This is a genomic window from Agrobacterium sp. CFBP 3001 (assembly GCF_027871605.1).
In the GTDB taxonomy this organism is placed as follows: Bacteria; Pseudomonadota; Alphaproteobacteria; order Rhizobiales; family Rhizobiaceae; genus Agrobacterium; species Agrobacterium leguminum.
Genome location: NZ_JAQAHD010000002.1, coordinates 359,561 through 379,536, shown reverse-complemented (window position 1 = coordinate 379,536; position 19,976 = coordinate 359,561). Strand labels below are relative to the sequence as shown.

The 19,976-nt window shown below is 59.3% G+C and carries 20 protein-coding genes; 13 read left to right on the top strand and 7 right to left on the bottom strand.

What is annotated here, in order from left to right:
- The 4 genes from PH605_RS05390 to PH605_RS05375 all read left to right on the top strand — a co-directional run.
- Positions 1–198 (top strand): hypothetical protein (locus tag PH605_RS05390; RefSeq protein ID WP_205125156.1); only part of this gene is annotated, 198 nt, incomplete at its 5' end.
- A gap of 377 nt (positions 199–575) precedes the next feature.
- The gene (hrpB, locus tag PH605_RS05385) at positions 576–3,062 is read left to right on the top strand and encodes an ATP-dependent helicase HrpB (RefSeq protein ID WP_142844476.1); all 2,487 of its coding nucleotides are present in this window, start codon (positions 576–578) and stop codon (positions 3,060–3,062) included.
- 29 nt (positions 3,063–3,091) lie between these two features.
- Complete coding sequence (gene actS, locus PH605_RS05380; RefSeq protein ID WP_080857121.1) at positions 3,092–4,399, top strand: two-component system sensor histidine kinase ActS; 1,308 nt, start codon at positions 3,092–3,094, stop codon at positions 4,397–4,399.
- A gap of 73 nt (positions 4,400–4,472) precedes the next feature.
- Positions 4,473–5,060, top strand: a complete 588-nt coding sequence (locus PH605_RS05375) for an ActR/PrrA/RegA family redox response regulator transcription factor (protein WP_020808725.1) — start codon at positions 4,473–4,475, stop codon at positions 5,058–5,060.
- A 6-nt stretch (positions 5,061–5,066) separates the two neighbouring features.
- On the opposite strand, the gene PH605_RS05370 is transcribed toward PH605_RS05375, so the two are convergent.
- On the bottom strand, positions 5,067–5,552 hold the full coding sequence (locus PH605_RS05370; protein WP_004444350.1) for an MmcB family DNA repair protein: 486 nt from the start codon (positions 5,550–5,552) through the stop codon (positions 5,067–5,069).
- Between the two features lie 184 nt (positions 5,553–5,736).
- Between PH605_RS05370 and PH605_RS05365 the strand changes: the two genes are divergently transcribed.
- Positions 5,737–6,450 (top strand): L,D-transpeptidase, encoded by a 714-nt coding sequence (locus PH605_RS05365; RefSeq protein ID WP_003521204.1) that lies wholly within the window; start codon positions 5,737–5,739, stop codon positions 6,448–6,450.
- 76 nt (positions 6,451–6,526) lie between these two features.
- Here PH605_RS05365 and PH605_RS05360 read toward each other — a convergent pair whose 3' ends face one another.
- From PH605_RS05360 to hslV, 4 genes are all read right to left on the bottom strand, one after another.
- Positions 6,527–8,695, bottom strand: coding sequence for a malate synthase G (locus tag PH605_RS05360; RefSeq protein ID WP_142844475.1), 2,169 nt, complete (start codon positions 8,693–8,695; stop codon positions 6,527–6,529).
- A gap of 119 nt (positions 8,696–8,814) precedes the next feature.
- A complete protein-coding gene (locus PH605_RS05355) occupies positions 8,815–9,780 on the bottom strand; it encodes a DUF1402 family protein (RefSeq protein WP_142844474.1) in 966 nt (321 codons plus the stop codon).
- 199 nt (positions 9,781–9,979) lie between these two features.
- Positions 9,980–11,287, bottom strand: coding sequence for an ATP-dependent protease ATPase subunit HslU (gene hslU, locus PH605_RS05350; protein WP_078052248.1), 1,308 nt, complete (start codon positions 11,285–11,287; stop codon positions 9,980–9,982).
- A gap of 88 nt (positions 11,288–11,375) precedes the next feature.
- A complete protein-coding gene (hslV, locus tag PH605_RS05345) occupies positions 11,376–11,900 on the bottom strand; it encodes an ATP-dependent protease subunit HslV (protein WP_003521197.1) in 525 nt (174 codons plus the stop codon).
- Positions 11,901–12,101: 201 nt separating this feature from the next.
- Between hslV and hisB the strand changes: the two genes are divergently transcribed.
- From hisB to coaA, 7 genes are read left to right on the top strand one after another with little or no spacing between them, the layout of a single operon-like run.
- Positions 12,102–12,698, top strand: a complete 597-nt coding sequence (hisB, locus tag PH605_RS05340) for an imidazoleglycerol-phosphate dehydratase HisB (RefSeq protein WP_078052249.1) — start codon at positions 12,102–12,104, stop codon at positions 12,696–12,698.
- 22 nt (positions 12,699–12,720) lie between these two features.
- Complete coding sequence (locus PH605_RS05335) at positions 12,721–13,215, top strand: DUF2628 domain-containing protein (RefSeq protein WP_080856923.1); 495 nt, start codon at positions 12,721–12,723, stop codon at positions 13,213–13,215.
- 1 nt (position 13,216) lies between these two features.
- Positions 13,217–13,867, top strand: coding sequence for an imidazole glycerol phosphate synthase subunit HisH (gene hisH / locus PH605_RS05330; protein WP_142844473.1), 651 nt, complete (start codon positions 13,217–13,219; stop codon positions 13,865–13,867).
- Between the two features lies 1 nt (position 13,868).
- On the top strand, positions 13,869–14,612 hold the full coding sequence (gene hisA / locus PH605_RS05325) for a 1-(5-phosphoribosyl)-5-[(5-phosphoribosylamino)methylideneamino]imidazole-4-carboxamide isomerase (protein WP_065656800.1): 744 nt from the start codon (positions 13,869–13,871) through the stop codon (positions 14,610–14,612).
- Complete coding sequence (hisF, locus tag PH605_RS05320) at positions 14,609–15,385, top strand: imidazole glycerol phosphate synthase subunit HisF (RefSeq protein WP_052818623.1); 777 nt, start codon at positions 14,609–14,611, stop codon at positions 15,383–15,385. The genes hisA and hisF overlap by 4 nt, the downstream gene beginning before the upstream one ends.
- Before the next feature lie 15 nt (positions 15,386–15,400).
- Positions 15,401–15,724 (top strand): phosphoribosyl-ATP diphosphatase, encoded by a 324-nt coding sequence (locus PH605_RS05315; protein ID WP_078052432.1) that lies wholly within the window; start codon positions 15,401–15,403, stop codon positions 15,722–15,724.
- The gene (coaA, locus tag PH605_RS05310; protein WP_174036646.1) at positions 15,721–16,722 is read left to right on the top strand and encodes a type I pantothenate kinase; all 1,002 of its coding nucleotides are present in this window, start codon (positions 15,721–15,723) and stop codon (positions 16,720–16,722) included. Before PH605_RS05315 ends, coaA begins: the two co-directional genes overlap by 4 nt.
- Before the next feature lie 18 nt (positions 16,723–16,740).
- Here coaA and arfB read toward each other — a convergent pair whose 3' ends face one another.
- Together arfB and PH605_RS05300 are read right to left on the bottom strand one after the other, a co-directional pair.
- A complete protein-coding gene (gene arfB / locus PH605_RS05305) occupies positions 16,741–17,175 on the bottom strand; it encodes an alternative ribosome rescue aminoacyl-tRNA hydrolase ArfB (RefSeq protein WP_065656802.1) in 435 nt (144 codons plus the stop codon).
- 108 nt (positions 17,176–17,283) lie between these two features.
- Positions 17,284–18,894 (bottom strand): phosphoenolpyruvate carboxykinase, encoded by a 1,611-nt coding sequence (locus tag PH605_RS05300; protein ID WP_035222020.1) that lies wholly within the window; start codon positions 18,892–18,894, stop codon positions 17,284–17,286.
- A 339-nt stretch (positions 18,895–19,233) separates the two neighbouring features.
- Here PH605_RS05300 and chvI point away from each other — a divergent pair, with 339 nt between their 5' ends.
- The gene (gene chvI / locus PH605_RS05295; RefSeq protein ID WP_003505377.1) at positions 19,234–19,959 is read left to right on the top strand and encodes a two-component system response regulator ChvI; all 726 of its coding nucleotides are present in this window, start codon (positions 19,234–19,236) and stop codon (positions 19,957–19,959) included.
- The last annotated feature ends 17 nt before the right edge of the window (positions 19,960–19,976 follow it).

The window sequence follows — 19,976 nt, the reverse complement described above, 5'->3', positions numbered from 1 at the left end:
TTCTCTTATCCAAACGTGACCGTCAAAGTCTATTCCAGAGGTCCAAATCTCTTCAGACCCCGCAAGCTTCGCCGCCCACGTTTCTCTTTCTTCTCATATTCAATTGTCAAAAAACAGACCACCCTAAGCAGTCACAAAATCAATCGCCCCAAAGCCATAAGCCCCGAAACCCAACAAGCAATCCGCTCATCAACTTGATTTCTTCAGAACGAAAGTCGCCGTCGCCAGCAGCGCCGCCGCCCTCGTTCAGTGAGCGGACTTATAAGAGATCACCCTCAAACAAGTCAACACACCCACCGTCAAAAAACTGACATTTTTATCAAGCTATTGATTTTATTAGGTAGTTTCGTGAAGCGAAGCGAAAACAGGCAAAAGAGACGGAATCTTCCGACATTTAGCCACACGCCCAATGCCTGCCCTCCGGTCCTGACTGCAAATAGCGCGCAAGGAACCGTAACTTTGACGTCGGAGCATTTGCCTGCTCCTTACATACGACTGTCAAAGTGCGGGGCCGTGCATTAGAAACGGCATATGAGACGCTTAAACACCATCCCAGATGCCGCAGGCCTGTTTGCATGACCAGAATGCCCGTTCCTATAAAGACCGAGTTGCCCGAACTTCCCGTCAGTGCCGTTCTCGGCGATATCGCCGAGGCTCTGGCCGGGGCGAAGCGCGCAGTTCTTTCGGCTCCACCGGGCGCGGGTAAAACGACGCTCGTGCCGCTTAATCTTTTGCAGCAGGACTGGCGGGGTGACGGCAAGATCATTCTTCTCGAACCACGCCGGCTTGCCGCCCGTGCCGCAGCCGGGCGCATGGCCGAACTGCTTCACGAGGATGTCGGGCAAACCGTCGGCTATCGCATGCGGCTCGACAATCGCGTCTCCTCGAAAACCCGGATAGAAGTGGTGACCGAAGGTGTGTTTGCCCGGATGGTTCTGGACGATCCTGAACTTGCCGGCGTTTCGACGGTGATTTTCGACGAGTTTCACGAACGTTCGCTCGACGGCGATTTCGGACTGGCGCTTGCACTCGATGTGCAGGGTGGGTTGCGCGACGATCTGCGTATCCTCGTCATGTCCGCCACTCTCGATGTCGAACGCATCAGCACGCTCATGGCAGGCGCGCCGGTCATTCAGAGCCTTGGGCGGACGTTTCCAATCGAAGTCCGTTATGAGGATCGTTGGCAGGGCGTGCCGATTGAAGAGAAAGTCACCAAGGCGATCACCGAAGCCCATGGGTCGGAAACCGGCTCCATCCTCGCCTTTCTACCGGGACAAGCGGAAATTATCCGAACGGCCACGCGGCTGGAGGGATGTTTTCCCGCAGATACGGATATCATTCCGCTTTACGGCAACCTTTCGCAGAAAGAGCAGGATGCAGCGATAAAGCCGGCGCCGGCCGGACGACGCAAGATCGTGCTCGCCACCTCGATTGCGGAGACCTCGATTACCATCGATGGCGTGCGTGTGGTGATCGACAGCGGATTGCAGCGGCTACCTGTCTTCGAGCCGTCAACGGGAATCACGAGACTGGAAACGGTGCGGGTGTCGCGCGCTTCCGCCGACCAGCGGGCGGGTCGCGCCGGGCGGACAGAACCCGGTGTTGCGATCCGCCTGTGGCATCCGGGGCAGACGGCGGCGCTCAACGCCTTTACGCCACCGCAAATTCTGGCGAGCGATCTTGCCGGCCTTGCGCTCGATCTCGCCCATTGGGGCGTTCAGGATCCCTCTTCTCTTGCCTTTCTGGATATGCCCCCCGAAGCCGCACTTAAAGAATCGGTGATGCTTCTCAAAAATCTGGGCGCGCTCGACAAAGGCGGAGCGCTGACGCAGCGCGGTCATCTGATGCGCGGCCTTTCACTACCGCCACGGCTGGCGGCCATGGTGATTGCGGCGGCAAGCGAAGGCGCGGGAAAAAAGGCGGCGATGCTCGCCGTCATGCTGACGGAACAGGGGCTCGGCGGAAACGATATCGATCTCGATGAACGGCTGCGGCGCTTTCTTTCCGACAGAAGCGAAAGGGCACAGGCGGCGCGCAAGCTGGCATCGAGGCTGTTCGACGCGATCAGCGACAAAACGGCGACAGCCGAGTTGCCCAGCGAGGCCGGTCCGTTGCTGCTGCATGCCTATCCGGACAGGATCGCGCTTCAGCGCGGCGCGCGGGGACGTTATGTGATGGCCAACGGGCGTGGCGCAGAGCTTGCCGAGACAGAACGGCTGGCGGCGAGCAAAATGCTAGTGGTTGCCGATATTACGGGGCGAGCGGCGCAGCCGCGCATCCTTGCGGCGGCAGGCATAGAGAGGAGCGATGTAGAAGAGCGGATGCCGCATCTCATCGTTCAGCAGGACCAGCTGCTTTTCGACAAGGCGAGCGGCCAGGCGCGCGCGCGAAAGGTGACGCGGCTTGGCGCCATCATCCTCGATGAGACACCCCTGCCCCGTCCCGAGGGCGAGCAGGCGGCACAGGCGCTCGCCAATGGCGTTCGGGAATTCGGCATCGGCATACTTCCTTTTTCGAAAGAGACGCTGCAGTTGCGCGACAGGATCGGCTTTCTGAACGCGAGTATCGGGGAGCCCTGGCCGGATGTCAGCGACGAGGCATTGCTTTCCAGGCTGGACGAATGGTTCGTCCCTTTTCAGAACGGTGCGCGCAGCCTGCAGGACATCCGGCCCGGCAGCCTCTCCGAAGGGATCCTGTCTCTGGTGCCGCATGAGGTGGCGCGCGATCTCGCCAAGCTGGCGCCGACGCATTTCGAAGCGCCGACGGGCCAGCGGCATCCCATTCGTTACGACGCCAGCGAACCGACGCTTTCCATTCGCGTGCAGGAGCTTTTCGGGCTGAGAGCCCACCCGTCCATTGCACAGGGACGGTTGCCGCTGCTGCTGGAATTGACCTCCCCGGCGCACAGGCCGATACAGACGACACGCGATCTTCCCGGTTTTTGGTCGGGCTCCTGGAAGGATGTACGGGCAGATATGCGCGGGCGTTATCCACGCCATCCATGGCCGGAAGACCCGGCATCGGCCCTGCCGACCAGCCGTGCAAAACCGCGCGGGACGTGACGATCATGAACAGGGCAAAGGAGATGAAGGTGGCTGGCCATTCTATCGAAACCACGAGGCTCGGCCGCGCCAGCCGCAGGATAAGGCTGCAGACCATCGTCTGGCTGCGCTGGCTGGCGGTAGCGGGACAGACGGCAACGATCCTGCTTGTCGCTTTCGGGCTCAATTTCCCCCTGCCGCTTCTGGCCTGCGGCCTTCTGATCGCGGCGCTCGCTCTTGCAAATCTGTTTCTCACCGCGCGCTTTCCCTCCACCTATCGTCTGGAGCCCTGGGAAGCGACATTGCTGCTGGCCTTCGACCTGCTGCAATTGACGGCGCTCATTTACATCACCGGCGGACTTTCCAATCCCTTCGCGCCATTGATCTGCGTGCAGGTCATCATTGCCTTTGCCTCCCAGCCGCTGCGGCATTCGCTTATTCTCCTCGGCTTTGCCGTCATCTGCTCGACCGCGATCGCCTTTTCGCCGTTTCCGGTTCCGTGGTATCCCGGCGAGGTTTTGCCGATCCAGCTTCTGCTGCATGTCGGCACCTGGGTCGCCATCATCGCCACAACCTCTTTTGCGGCCTTTTACGCCTATCGCGTTTCGCATGAGGCCAATCAGCTGGCGGATGCGCTGGCTGCAACCGAGCTGGTGCTGGAGCGGGAAAAACATCTCTCGCAGCTGGATGGGCTGGCGGCCGCAGCGGCGCATGAGCTCGGTACGCCGCTCGCGACCATCAGTGTCGTCGCGAAGGAGATGGAGCGGGAACTCGGAAACGACGAAAAATTTGGCGAAGATATAGCCCTGCTGCGCAGCCAGAGCGAAAGATGCCGCGATATTCTGCGCCGCCTCACCTCGCTTTCCGCCGACAATGAGGAGCACATGCGCCGCCTGCCGCTCTCCTCGCTGATCGAGGAGGTGATGGCGCCGCACCGGGAATTCGGCATCCGCCTCGAACTCGTTGAAAAGAACAATCGCGCCGACGAGCCGGTCGGCATTCGCAATGCCGGCATCATCTACGGTCTTGGCAACCTCATTGAAAACGGCGTGGATTACGCGCGGGAAAAGGTGACCGTGACGGTGGATTACGACCAGCAGAACGTCGCCGTCATCATTGAAGACGATGGGCCGGGTTATGCCCATGACGTGCTTGCCCGTATCGGCGAGCCCTATGTGACCGAACGTCACAATGACACACGGGCGGGCGGGCTCGGGCTCGGGCTTTTCATCGCCAAGACCTTGCTGGAGCGCTCCGGCGCCACCGTCACCTTTGAGAATCGCGGCACGAGCGGAACCGGAGCGCGGGTCACAATCGTCTGGCCTCGGGCGCTTATGGACGATAAAAGAAGCCGTTGACTTTACCATCCACGTTGAAGCGGCGATAAGAAGAAGAAAACCAAGCCGACGAAGTTGCCGGAAGGCCGGAAACATGAAGACAGAAGACCAGAACAACTCCACCAGCGCGCCAACGGACGATGTCGACCCGATCGGACCCGACAGATCGCTGCTGATCGTCGATGATGACGGCCCGTTTCTGCGCCGGCTTGCCCGGGCGATGGAAACACGTGGCTTTACCGTCGACACCGCCGAGACAGTGAGCGACGGCATTGCCCGCTCCAAAGCTGCACCACCGAAATATGCGGTTGTCGATCTGAGGCTTGCGGATGGCAACGGTCTGGAAGTCATCGAGGCCATCAGGCAGAACCGGGACGATACGCAGATCGTCGTTCTGACCGGCTACGGCAATATCGCAACCGCCGTTACCGCCGTGAAGCTTGGGGCGCTGGACTATCTGGCCAAGCCCGCCGATGCGGACGATGTGTTCAATGCGCTGACGCAGCGCAAGGGCGAAAAGACCGAAGTTCCCGAAAACCCGATGTCGGCAGACCGGGTTCGGTGGGAGCATATTCAGCGTGTCTATGAAATGTGCGAGCGCAACGTTTCGGAAACCGCCCGCCGGCTGAACATGCACCGGCGAACGCTGCAGCGCATTCTCGCCAAACGCGCGCCCAAATAACGGAAGTCATTCTCCGAAGCTGCGCCCGGTCGTCCATTCCGCCAGCATCAGCCGGGTCGCAGCGGTTCGCGAGAAATCCAGCATTACCGACTTGCGGGTTGCCGGCGGCAATTTATGCTCCGGCGCATCGCGCAGCATATGGGCGCCATATCCATCCGACAGGATCAGCCCGCATTCCTCCGGGAATATGTCGGTCGGCACTTCAGGATGGGTTGCGAAGAACAGCCGGTCGCAATGCAGGCGGTATTCCGGCCATTTGCGATCGACACGGAAATCCTCGATGGAGGATTTGATTTCGATGATCCAGATCTCACCCTTGACCGACAGGCTGATGAGATCGGCCCGTCGCCCGCTTGCAAGCGGCAGTTCGGGCAGCACCGAATGGCGCATTTCGTGCAGAAGCACCTGAACGCCGCGGCGCACCAGCATCGCCTTGTCCGACTGGCGACCGTCTATTAACGGATTATTGTTGGTAACGGAAAGAATAGTCATGGATAAAGGCTGCTGAAGCGTTTGGCCTATTGTTGCAAAAAAGGCAATCAACCGGCAATTTTAAATGCGCGACCGTTTCGCGGTGGCGCAACGGCTTGCCAAGAGCGGCTGAATGGAAAATAACCGATTTATCCAATTAAGCCTACTCTTTCGCACAATTTGGCGAATTTTCCGCGAGAACGACATGCGCATCCGTACCCCATTGACCGCACTCGGTCTGACGGCAGCACTGGCTCTGGCCGGCTGCGCCGAAACTACCTCCCAGTCCTCCGCTCCGACCTCCGGCAAGATCGCAGCGTCAGTCCCGGTTGCAGACCCCGTTCCGGCAAAGGTCGAAACCGTCCAGATATTCAACGATGTCTACGGTCCCGTGACCGATGCGGGCTATGCGCTGCCAGCCATTCCGATCAATCGTGTGAATGAGAAGTACCGCCGTCAGATCGTCGAATTCCAGACATCCGAACGCGCCGGTACCATCATCGTCAATACGCGTGAGCGTTACCTCTATTACATCCTGTCCGGCAACCGCGCGGTTCGCTACGGTATCGGCGTCGGCAAGGCAGGTTTCGCCTGGGCCGGTGAGGCCTATGTCGCCTGGAAGCAGGAATGGCCGATGTGGCATCCGCCGAAAGAAATGGCGGACCGTAAGCCGGAAGTCGCCAAATATGTCGAGGCTGGCATGGGTCCGGGTCTTACCAACCCGCTCGGCGCGCGCGCCATGTATCTCTTCAATGAAAAGGGACAGGACACGCTGTTCCGCATCCACGGTTCGCCCGAATGGGCCTCGATCGGCACCGCCGCCTCTTCCGGCTGCATCCGCATGATCAACCAGGACGTCATCGACCTTTACAGCCGCGTTCGTCCCGGCCGCAGCACCAAGGTCATCGTGATCCAGTAAAGATCACATACCAGACAAGAAAAAGCCGCCGTGGATTTCCCCGGCGGCTTTTTTGTTTCTCGGGACGCCGACGGCTTCAGGCCGCCTGTTTGGCCTTCAGCTCCAGACGACGGCGGTGCAGAACCGGCTCGGTGTAGCCGTTCGGCTGTTCGCGGCCCTTCAGCACGAGTTCGACAGCCGCCTGAAATGCCACCGAGCCATCGAAATCGGATGCCATCGGCAGATAAGCCGGATCGCCGGCATTCTGCGCATCGACCACGGCTGCCATGCGCTTCATGGTTTCGACAATCTGGTCCTCTGTCACCACGCCGTGGCGCAGCCAGTTCGCCATATGCTGCGCGGAGATGCGCAGCGTGGCGCGGTCTTCCATCAGCCCGATATTGTTGATATCCGGCACCTTGGAGCAGCCGACGCCCTGATCGACCCAGCGCACGACGTATCCGAGAATGCCCTGCGCGTTGTTGTCGAGTTCGCGCTGGATTTCTTCCGGCGTCCAGTTGGGACGCGGCGCGACCGGCACCGACAGAATATCGGAAAGCTTCGCCCGGCCGCGGCTTTTCAAACCTTCCTGAACGGCAGCGACATCGACCTTGTGATAATGCGTGGCATGCAGCGTCGCCGCCGTCGGTGACGGCACCCAGGCCGTATTGGCGCCGGCCTTCGGATGCGCGATCTTCTGCTCCAGCATAGCCGCCATCAAATCCGGCATCGCCCACATGCCCTTGCCGATCTGCGCATGGCCGGAAAGGCCGCATTCGAGACCGATATCGACGTTCCAGTTCTCGTAAGCCGCGATCCATGCAGCCTGCTTCATGTCGCCCTTGCGGATCATCGGACCCGCCTCCATCGAGGTGTGGATTTCGTCGCCGGTGCGGTCGAGGAAACCCGTATTGATGAAGACGACGCGATCCTTCGCAGCGCGAATGCTTTCCTTGAGGTTGACCGTGGTGCGGCGCTCCTCATCCATGATGCCCATCTTCATGGTGTTCTGCGCCATGCCGACAAGCTTTTCGACCCGGCTGAAGATTTCGTTGGCGAAGGCCACTTCCTCCGGCCCGTGCATCTTCGGCTTGACGACATACATGGAGCCGGCGCGGGAATTCTGACGCCGCCCGGATGGACCGACATCATAAAGGGCGATCAACGCCGTGACGACGGCGTCCATGATGCCTTCAGGAACCTCCCGACCATCCCTGTCGAGGATCGCCGGATTGGTCATCAGATGACCGACATTTCGCACCAGCATCAGGGACCGACCCGGCAAGGTCAGCGCGGCACCATTGGGAGCCGTGTAATAGCGATCCGGGTTGAGGCTGCGTGTGAAGGTCTTGCCACCCTTGGATACTTCTTCGGTCAGGTCGCCGCGCATCAGGCCAAGCCAGTTGCCATAAACCAGCACCTTGTCTTCGGCGTCGACGGCGGCAACCGAATCTTCGCAATCCATGATGGTCGTGAGAGCGGATTCGAGAACGACATCGGAGATACCCGCCTTGTCGCCCTTGCCGATTTCGGTCGTGCGATCGATGACGATTTCGGTGTGCAGACCATTCTTGCCGAGCAGGATCGTTGCAGGCTTTGCCGCTTCGCCGCTGAAACCCTTGAACTGGGCTGCATCCTTGAGACCAGTCCTGGCGTCGCCGATAGCAAGCTGCAACAGGCTATCCTCGATCTTGAAACCGGTCACCTCGGACCAGCTTCCCGTTTCCAGCGGCGCGGATTCATCGAGGAAGTTTCGCGCCCAGGCAATGACCTTTTCACCGCGCTTCGGATTATACCCCCTGCCCTTCTCCGCACCATCGGCGTCAGAAATAGCATCCGTGCCGTAAAGCGCATCGTAAAGCGAACCCCAGCGGGCATTGGCCGCATTCAGCGCATAACGCGCATTCATGACCGGAACGACGAGCTGCGGGCCGGCAACGGCGGCGATTTCAGGGTCGACATTGCTGGTTTCCACCTGGAAGCCGGGACCTTCCGGCAGCAGATAGCCGATTTCCTTCAGAAAGCCCTCATAGGCGTCAAAATCCGCCGGCGCGCCATTCTGCCGATACCAGCCATCCAGCTTTTCCTGCAGAGCGTCACGCTTTGCCAGCAATTCGCGGTTCTTCGGAGAAAGCTCGTGAACAATGGTCGAAAAACCTTCGAAGAACGCCTCGCTATCCAGACCCGTGCCGGGCAGGACGTCGTCAGTCAAAAAGGCATAAAGCCTGTCATCGATGGAAAGACCGAATTTATTCGTGCGGCTCACATGCGCCTCCTCTATTCTGGAGGCACAGATTGGACGCGGAGACGGCCGCTCGTCAATTGCGGCAGACAGCCAAATATTATTTCCGTTTTGGAAACAATGCGGGCGATAGTCGCCTTTTTCTACAAAAGCGCCTGCAAATCCTTGATGCGATCATTCACCAGCCAGCCGTAATAATTTTCCTCCGGCAACAGGGGCTGCTCCCCGCCTGGGGCGCGCTGGCGGTTCTTCTGGGCAAGCGCAGCGGCACGCTGCTGCGACCCACCGACATTATAAAGCGTGGAGGTCACACCCGGATTTTTCGAAATATCCATGTCGGCAATAGATTTATAGTCGTCGATAGACTTGCGGATGGACGCCGCCATGAAAGCGAGCGACCGGTCAGGGTCCATGATGGCGGTGTAGACGGCGGTGGCGTCGTTCTCATCCAGCTTCTCATAGCCCGAAGTTCTGGACACCATATCGGACAACATCAGCGCCGTCAGCGGGTTGATCTGGCCGAGGCCGAAGGTCTGACCGGCATAGAAGGGCTGGAAAAACACGGCGCTGAAACGGTTGTTCGGGTAGGCGACACCATCGACCGTCTTGCCGCGGAAACTGTCTTCCCAGACATCTTCCCGACAGTTCCAGAGGCTGTATGAATCCCTCTTCGACTGGCATTTGGCAAATTGCGAATGGGTCAGGAACTGCGCAATGGTTTCGTCCTTGTAGCCGAAACGGAAGCTGTTGCCCGCGTAAGACGCCGCCTTGACGTAATAGGACTGCAGCCGGTCATAGGCGTCGACATTATAGGTATGTTCGCCGACGATCGCGCCGATCATATGGATCGGATCGATGCCGTAGCGCCCGGCCGTCGACTTGATCTTGGCGATCAGCGCCTTGTCGGAGGACAAAAGGTCGATGACCTTCTGGTATTTGCGCTCGAAGGAGGTGTTGGACGCCTTTGTTCTTTTTGCGGAAGCGCCGGGAACGCCGGGCTGTTCGGCATTGCGATTGCCTGGCGGAACGACCGTCGCGGCTTCGACGTAAGAAGACGCGGTGACGGTGAACGTCAAAGCAGCGGCAAATGCCAGAAGAGTTTTGCGCACGAGCGAATGCCTTTTCTCAAGCCTGCGATTTCCGCCAGCGAAAGGTGCTGAGGAAACCGGATCATTCCACTAAAGCGGTTCCAACCGGAATGCAGCCCTTCCCATAAACAAAATGCGGGCTGAATGCGAGACAAGGCGGATAAAATAAAAGAGTGCGGCAAATATGGCCGCACTCTTCTTTCTCGTGTCCCTGAAATCTTCAGAGAATATAGCGGGACAAATCCGTATCGGCGGCGAGATCGCCGACATGTTTGCGAACATATTCCTGATCGATCTTGACGGCGGAGCCACCGCGATCGGGCGCATTGAAGGAAATCTCGTCCAGAACACGCTCCATCACCGTCTGCAGACGGCGCGCACCGATATTCTCGACCGACGAATTGAGATGAACAGCCACATCGGCCAGGGCATCGATTGCATCATCGGTGAAATCGAGGTCGAGTTCTTCCGTCGCCATCAGCGCTTTATACTGGCGGATGAGGCTTGCTTCCGTCTCCGTCAGGATACGGCGGAAATCCTCCTTGGTCAGCGGCTTCAGCTCCACACGGATCGGCAGACGGCCCTGAAGCTCCGGCAGAAGATCCGACGGCTTTGCCACATGGAAGGCGCCCGATGCGATGAAAAGAACGTGGTCGGTTTTCACCGGCCCGTATTTCGTCGAAACCGTCGTGCCTTCGACAAGCGGCAGCAGATCGCGCTGCACGCCTTCGCGCGAGACGCCGGCACCCATGCCGCCATCGCGGGCAGCGATCTTGTCGATCTCATCGAGAAAGACGATGCCGTCATTTTCGACCGACTTCACCGCCTCGCGCTGGATCATTTCATTGTCGAGCAGCTTGTCGGATTCATCGCGGATCAGATCGGCATAGGATTTCGATACCGTCGTGCGCACCTTCTTGGTGCGGCCGCCCATAGCTTTGCCAAACATTTCCGACAGGTTGAGCACGCCGATATTGGCACCCGGCATGCCGGGAATTTCGAAACCGGGCATGCCCGATCCGCTATCCGCCACTTCGATATCGATTTCCTTGTCGTCCAGTTCGCCGTCGCGCAGCTTCTTGCGGAAGCTTTCACGCGTACCGGGCGATGCGGTTGCGCCAACCAGCGCATCGAGCACCCGCTCTTCGGCGCTTTGATGCGCCTTGGCCTGTACTTCGGCGCGCTTCTTTTCACGCACGAGGCCGATGCCGATCTCGACCAGATCGCGAATGATCTGTTCGACATCGCGGCCGACATAACCGACTTCGGTGAATTTCGTCGCCTCGACCTTGATGAAAGGCGCGCCGGCCAGCTTTGCGAGGCGGCGGGAAATCTCCGTCTTGCCGACACCGGTCGGCCCGATCATGAGAATGTTTTTCGGCATGACTTCGTCGCGCAGGCTCTCATCGAGCTGCTGGCGGCGCCAACGGTTGCGCAGCGCAATCGCCACCGCGCGTTTTGCATCATGCTGGCCGATGATGTGGCGGTCGAGTTCCGAGACGATTTCCCGGGGAGAAAAAGTGGTCATTCTATCCTCTCGGCTTTCCTGTTCCGGCCGGCCATTCCGGCCCGGCCCACAGGACCCTTGGGTGAGAAATGGGGGTGAGAAAACTGACTTATTCGGCGTCGAGCGTTTCGACGACGAGATTGTGGTTGGTATAAACGCAGATATCGGCAGCGATATCGAGCGACTGGCGCGCCACCTCCTCCGCCGATTTGTCCGTGTCCATCATGGCGCGGGCAGCCGCAAAGGCGTAGTTGCCGCCGGAACCGATGGCGATCGCGCCGTGCTCAGGCTCCAGCACATCGCCATTGCCGGTGATGGCGAGCGTGGTGGATTTATCGGCCACCAGCATCATGGCTTCGAGATTGCGCAGATATTTATCTGTACGCCAGTCCTTCGCAAGCTCTACGGCGGCGCGCATGAGCTGGCCCGGATATTGCTCGAGTTTCTTTTCAAGACGGTCAAGCAACGTAAAAGCATCCGCCGTTGCACCGGCAAAACCGGCAATCACTTCACCCTTGCCGATGCGGCGAACCTTGCGGGCATTGCCCTTCATGACCGTCTGGCCAAGGCTTACCTGACCATCGCCAGCCATGACGACCTTGCCGCCCTTTCTGACTGTAATAATTGTTGTCATCAAACACCTGTCTGCCCTGCCGGGCCTGCGGTTAACGGGCCGGGATGCGGCCCTTCTCGGGTTCTATGTAAGTTTGCTTTTCACGATTGCAATCTTCGAGGCGACGCACCGTTTTGAGCATGTCAGGCAAGACGAGGGAACAACTGGATATTTGTGTCCCGTGCTGATAAGGAACGGCAACATTTTCACGGAGCGGCCAAAATGGCAGAACGTAAAGGCGAGATTATCCGCAAGACCAACGAGACCTCGGTTTCGGTGCGTGTGGATATCGACGGCACCGGCAAATCGAAAATTTCCACCGGCGTGGGATTTTTCGACCATATGCTGGACCAGCTGAGCCGCCATTCGCTGATCGACATGGAGATCGATGTTCAGGGCGACCTGCACATCGATGACCACCACACCGTGGAGGATACCGGCATCGCCATTGGCCAGGCGATCGCGAAAGCGCTTGGCGACCGGCGGGGTATTACCCGCTACGCCTCGCTCGATCTTGCCATGGACGAGACGATGACCAAAGCCGCCGTCGATATTTCCGGCCGGCCGTTCCTCGTCTGGAACGTCAATTTTTCCGCGCCGAAGATCGGCACTTTCGACACGGAGCTGGTGCGCGAGTTCTTTCAGGCGCTCGCCCAGAATGCCGGCATTACGCTGCATATCCTGAACCATTACGGCGCCAACAACCATCATATCGCCGAGACATGCTTCAAGGCCGTTGCCCGCGTTCTTCGCACGGCAACCGAGATCGACCCCCGGCAGGCAGGCCGCGTTCCCTCCACGAAGGGCATGCTGGCCTGACGCCCAAGCTGTCAGGAAGCCCATGACAAGCTATCTCGTTCTGGAAGCCCCCAACGGGCCGGACAGGGACCACAAGACGACCCGCTTTGTTGCAGACCGTTTCGTCTGGCTTGCTCTCATTGCGCCATGGTTATGGCTTGCGATCAACCGGCTGTGGCTAGCAACGGCTCTCGTTGTCGTCGCCCTCGTTGCGGCGGGGCAGGCTTCGATATTAGCCGGATTCGAACCGGTTGGCATTCTCTGCGGTTTCGCCATCGGGCTCATCACGGCGCTGGAGGGACGCGATTTTCTCGTCCGGCACCTGATCCGCAAGGGCTGGACGCTGACATCCGTCGTTTCCGCCCCTGATCTTTCGAGCGCCGAAGACATATATTTCTCCGGTCTCTCCGAAAACACCGAGAGGGCGGAACAGCTGTCCCAGCCGGTCTGGACCCCCTCGCCGCAAAAGAGCGGCGGCAAAAACTTCGTCAACGATCCCGCCGGATCGTTTCTTTTCGACTTGAATGGAAGGCGCTGACATGCGTGTCGCGATCATCGACTACGGTTCGGGCAATCTGCGTTCGGCCACAAAAGCTTTCGAGCGTGCCGCCCGCGAAGCCGGCATCAATGCAACCATCGACCTGACCGACAAGCCGGATCATGTCGCCTCGGCGGATCGCATCGTTTTGCCGGGCGTCGGCGCCTATGCGGATTGCCGCGCCGGTCTAGACGCTGTTCCCGGCATGCATGACGCACTCATCGAAGCTGTGGAGAAAAAGGCCCATCCCTTCCTCGGCATTTGCGTCGGCATGCAGCTCATGTCCTCGCGCGGGCTGGAAAAGACTGTCAGCAAGGGCCTTGGCTGGATCGAAGGCGATGTCGTGGAAATGACGCCGTCCGATTCGAGCCTCAAGATTCCGCAGATCGGCTGGAACACGCTGGAAATCCGCCACGCACACCCTCTTTTCGACGGCATCAAGACCGGCGCGGACGGGTTGCACGCCTATTTCGTGCATTCCTATCATCTGGCCGCCAAGCATTCGACGGATGTCATCGCCACCACCAATTACGGTGGCGCGATGACGGCTTTCGTCGGTCGCGACAATATGGCGGGTGCGCAATTCCACCCGGAAAAGAGCCAGACGCTCGGCCTTGCCCTGATTTCCAATTTCCTGCGCTGGAAGCCCTGACATGATTCTTTTTCCCGCAATCGACCTTAAAGACGGCCAGTGCGTTCGCCTGAAACTCGGCGATATGGACCAGGCCACCGTTTATAACGAGGACCCCGGCGCGCAGGCGAAGGCCTTTGAGGATCAGGGCTTCGAATGGCTGCATGTCGTTGATCTCAACGGCGCATTCGCCGGCCAGACCGTGAATGGCGAGGCAGTCGACGCCATTCTGAAAGCCACGAAAAACCCGGTACAGCTGGGTGGCGGCATCCGCACGCTCGATCATATCGAAGCGTGGCTGAGCCGTGGGCTTGCCCGTGTCATTCTCGGGACCGTTGCGGTGCGCGATCCGGTTCTGGTCATTGAAGCCTGCAAGCGTTTCCCCGGCCAGGTCGCCGTCGGCATCGATGCCAAGGGCGGCAAGGTTGCCGTTGAGGGCTGGGCGGAAGCGTCCGAACTCGGCGTCATCGAACTGGCCAAACGTTTCGAGGGTGCCGGCGTCGCCGCCATCATCTATACCGATATCGATCGCGACGGCATTCTGGCCGGCATCAACTGGGCTTCGACGCTGGAACTGGCCGACGCCGTTTCCATCCCGGTCATTGCCTCCGGCGGTCTCGCCTCCATCGACGACATCAAGCGCATGTTGCAGCCGGATGCCGCAAAGCTCGAAGGCGCGATTTCCGGCCGCGCGCTTTACGACGGCCGTATCGATCCTGCTGAGGCGCTTGCCCTTATCAAGGCTGCAAAGGAGGTAAACGCATGACCCTCAAAGCCCGCGTTATTCCCTGCCTCGATGTGAAAGACGGCCGTGTCGTCAAGGGCGTGAACTTCGTCGACCTGATCGATGCCGGCGACCCGGTCGAGGCAGCGAAAGCCTATGATGCGGCGGGAGCGGACGAACTCTGCTTCCTCGACATCACCGCCTCTTCGGATAATCGCGACACGATCTTCGATGTCGTCTCGCGCACAGCCGATCATTGCTTCATGCCACTGACCGTCGGTGGCGGGGTTCGCAGCGTCGCGGATATTCGCAAGCTGCTTCTCTGCGGTGCCGATAAGGTCTCCATCAATTCCGCAGCGGTGAAGGATCCGGATTTCGTGGCGCAGGCGGCCGACAAGTTCGGCAACCAGTGCATCGTCGTTTCCATCGACGCCAAGCGGGTTTCGAAGGATGGAGAAGAAGGCCGCTGGGAAATCTTCACCCATGGCGGACGCCAGCCCACCGGTATCGACGCCGTGGAATTCGCCATCAAGATGGTCGAACGCGGCGCTGGCGAATTGCTTGTTACCTCGATGGATCGCGACGGCACCAAGAGCGGATACGATATCGGCCTGACACGCAGCATTGCCGATCAGGTTCGCGTGCCCGTCATAGCCTCCGGCGGCGTCGGCACGCTGGACGATCTGGTGGCGGGCGTGCGCGATGGCCATGCAACTGCGGTGCTCGCTGCCTCCATCTTCCACTTCGGCACCTATTCGATCGGGCAAGCCAAGAACTACATGGCGGAGCACGGCATCGCCATGCGTCTCGATTGATTGCAGGAATTTCCCATGAGCGCATTTTCCCTTTCCGATCTGGAGCGCATCGTCGCGACCCGCGCCGCTGCCTCTCCTGAAGAATCCTGGACGGCCAAGCTGGTTGCGGCGGGCCAGGAGCGTGCGGCGAAAAAACTCGGCGAAGAAGCGGTCGAAGCCGTTATCGCAGCCATCGCGAAAGATCGCGACGGGCTGAAGAACGAGGCGGCCGATCTGCTCTACCATCTGCTGGTGGTGCTGAAGATCGCAGATATTCCGTTGGACGACGTTTTTGCCGAGCTGGAGCGTCGTACGGGGCAAACCGGCCTTGCGGAAAAAGCGGCGAGGCCGACATCATGAATGTCGAGGCAGGCAGCGGGGAGAGAGGCATGCCGAGCACACTCGATCATTTCCGACCGGATGAATATTCGCCCTACCACTTCTTCAGTTCGGAAGAATGGTCGAAGTTTCGTGCCGATACACCACTGACGCTTTCCGCCGACGAGGTCAAACGGCTGCGCTCGCTGGACGACCCGATCGATCTGGACGAGGTGCGGCGCATTTACCTGTCATTGTCGCGCCTGCTGTCATCGCATGTGGAGGCGTCGCAGCTGCTGTTCGAACAGCGCAACCGTTTTCTCAACATGGCGGATGTCAACAAGACGCCTTTCGTTATCGGCATTGCCGGCTCCGTGGCGGTTGGAAAATCGACGACGGCGCGTATCCTGAAGGAGCTTCTGGCGCGCTGGCCCTCCAGCCCCAAGGTCGATCTCATCACGACAGACGGATTTCTTTATCCGAATGAGGTTCTACGGCGCGAGAACCTGATGGAGCGCAAGGGTTTTCCCGAAAGCTACGATATCGGCGCGCTCCTGCGTTTCCTGTCGGCGATCAAGGCGGGCCAGCCGAATGTGAAGGCGCCGCGTTATTCGCACCTGACCTACGACGTTCTGCCGAACGAGTTCACTGTCATCGACCAGCCGGATATTCTCATCTTCGAAGGCATCAACGTGCTGCAATCGCGCGATTTGCCGGCGGGTGGACGGATCGTGCCAATTGTTTCCGACTTCTTCGATTTCTCGATCTATATCGATGCCGATGAGGGCCTTATTCACAACTGGTATGTGAACCGGTTCATGAATCTGAGAAAAACGGCCTTCCGCGATCCCAGTTCGTTCTTCAATCGTTATGCCTCGATCAGTGAAGAAGCGGCGTTGAGCATTGCCGAAGGGCTCTGGCAGAACATCAACCTGAAGAACCTGCGGCAGAACATCGTGCCGACGCGCCCGCGCGCCGATCTCATCCTGCGCAAAGGCAGGAACCATCTGATCGACACCGTTGCGCTTCGTAAGCTCTGAAAATCAAGCACCTTCGGATTAGTCGCCGGAGGGCTTGCCGCGCATCTTCTTGATATCCGAACGGCCGGACTTTGCCTTCAGACGACGCTCGACCGAGCCTTTTGTCGGCTTGGTGGCCTTGCGAACCGGTGGCGGCGGAGCCGCCGCCTCCAGGATCAACTCCTTAAGCCGCTCGCGTGCATCTTCGCGATTGCGCTCCTGGCTGCGAAACCGGCTTGCCTCGATCATCAGCACGCCGTCTTTCGAAACGCGCCTGCCACCGAGGCGCAGTGCGTTGGTCTTTACCCGGTCCGGAAGGGAGGGCGAATTGGCAATATCGAAAAACAGCTGAACCGCCGTAGAGACCTTGTTGACGTTCTGGCCGCCCGGCCCGCCGGCCAGCACGAATTGCTCCGTCAGCTCCCAGCCGGCGATGGTGATACGGTTGCTGATGTAAAGCGGGTCGCTGGCCATGATCTTTCTCCGCGCCGGTGATGCCATAGATCGGCAGGAATGGAAACAGCAGGCCAAACGAAAGAACCCGGCACAAGGCCGGGTCCCCTCCTCACAAATGAGGCTTTATTATTCAGCCGCGAGCAAAAGGCCCGGGGCTGCATCGCGAACCTTGCTGTCGACGTGATCTTCGAACTTGGTGAAGTTCGTGACGAACATGGAGACCAGCTTCTTTGCCTGCGCGTCATAGGCTGCGCCATCGGCCCAGGTCGAACGCGGATCGAGGATCGCGCTGTCGACGCCATCCAGCGACAGCGGCACGGCGAAACCGAAATTCGCGTCGGTGCGGAATTCCGCATTCTTCAGGTCGCCGGTCAGTGCGGCGGTCAGAAGCGCGCGGGTTGCCTTGATGGGCATGCGCTTGCCGATGCCGTAAGCACCGCCGGTCCAGCCGGTATTGACCAGCCAGCAATCCACACCATGCTTGCCGATCAGTTCGCGCAGCAGGTTGCCGTATTCCGCCGGGTGGCGCGGCATGAAGGGTGCGCCGAAGCAGGTGGAGAAGGTCGCTTCCGGCTCGGTCACGCCCTTTTCCGTGCCGGCAACCTTTGCGGTGTAACCGGAGAGGAAGTGGTACATGGCCTGTTCCGGCGTCAGCCGGGCAATCGGCGGCAGCACGCCGAAGGCATCCGCCGTGAGCATGATGATCGTCTTCGGATGGCCGGCAATGCCCGTTTCCGATGCATTCGGAATGAAGTGCAGCGGATAGGCGCTGCGGGTATTTTCCGTCAGCGAGTTGTCGTTGAAATCGGGAACGCGGTTTTCGTCCAGCACGACGTTCTCGAGAACCGTGCCGAAACGGCGGGTCGCGGCGTAGATTTCCGGCTCGGCTTCAGCCGAAAGCTTGATCGCCTTGGCATAGCAGCCACCTTCGAAGTTGAAGATGCCGTGCTCGCCCCAGCCATGTTCGTCATCGCCGATCAGCGTGCGCGAAGGATCGGCAGACAGCGTGGTCTTGCCGGTGCCGGAGAGGCCGAAGAACACAGCAGAATCACCCTGCGGACCGACATTGGCGGAGCAATGCATGGGCATGACGCCCTTGGCCGGCAGCAGGTAGTTCAGCACCGTGAAGACCGACTTCTTGTTTTCGCCGGCATAGGACGTGCCGCCGATGAGAACGAGGCCGTTGGTCAGATCGCAGGCGATGACGGTTTCCGAACGCACACCGTGACGGGCCGGATCGGCCTTGAAGCTCGGCAGGTTGATGATGGTGAGCTTCTGTTTGAAACCCGCCAGTTTTTCCCGCTTCGGACGGATCAGCAGATTGCGGATGAACAGCGAGTGCCAGGCAAGTTCGGTGACGACGCGTGTCGGCAGAGCATTTTCCTCATCGGCACCGCCGATCAGATCCTGCACGTAAAGCGTCTTGCCGGCGGCATGGGCCAGCATGTCCTTGCGCAGCAGCTCGAAATTTTCCGGCGAAAGCGGCTTGTTGTTGTCCCACCAGATGGTGTTCTCGGTGGACGCATCGCGGACGACGAATTTGTCCTTCGGAGAACGGCCCGTGTGCTGGCCGGTGACGGCGCGCAGCGCGCCATCGATGGTCAGTTCGGCCTCGCCATTGCGGATCGCCTCTTCGTATAATTCGCTCTCGTTGAGGTTATAAAAGACGCGGGAGGCCTCGCCCAGTCCGAGTTCCGCAACTCCATTGGCAGGATTATGAACCCCAAGCTCGTTCATGACGCGTTCCTTGTTAATGACGATAAGGACGTTGAAATTTCCTCGGAAAATACGTGGCAGCTTTTGGAAACGCAAGAGCAGAACTTTAAAAAACTTAGTGATTTCAATATATTAATCGATTTAAAAGATTTTATTTCTTTTTAAATCGGTTGAAGACGCATTAAAATCCAGCTGCGGCCTTTTCGCAAAATCCGCTCCCGCCCGGGCGGCGATTTCGGAGCGAGTTTTCCTTTGCCACAATTTGTTCCACCTTTATACTCAAGAGAGTGGCTCGCGGCGCGCAACCTTGGCTGGGTGAATGTCGGGAGTTACGAGAAAATGACGATGGAGACCAACTACATGCAGACGATCGCGCTTGTCGACGATGACCGGAATATTCTGACTTCGGTATCGATCGCGCTCGAAGCCGAAGGCTACCGGGTCGAAACGTATACGGACGGCGCTTCCGCGCTTGACGGGTTGATCGCCCGTCCGCCGCAGCTCGCCATTTTCGATATTAAGATGCCACGCATGGACGGCATGGAGCTTTTGCGGCGTCTTCGCCAGAAGTCGGATCTGCCGGTCATCTTCCTCACCTCCAAGGATGAAGAGATCGACGAATTGTTCGGCCTGAAGATGGGTGCGGACGACTTCATCACGAAACCCTTCTCGCAGCGCCTTCTGGTGGAACGCGTCAAGGCCATCCTGCGCCGCGCCAGCAGCCGCGAGGCGTCCGCCGCAACCGGCAGCGTGCTGAAGCCGACCGCCGATCAGCAGGCGCGTACGCTGGAACGCGGGCAGCTCGCCATGGACCAGGAACGCCACACCTGCACCTGGAAAGGTGAGCCGGTGACGTTGACGGTCACCGAATTCCTCATTCTGCATTCGCTGGCGCAGCGGCCGGGCGTGGTGAAAAGCCGCGACGCGCTGATGGATGCCGCCTATGACGAACAGGTCTATGTGGATGACCGCACCATCGACAGCCACATCAAGCGCCTTCGCAAGAAGTTCAAACTGGTCGATGGCGACTTCGATATGATTGAAACGCTTTATGGCGTAGGATATCGCTTCCGCGAAGCGGCTTGAACAAGCCGACTCGCGCA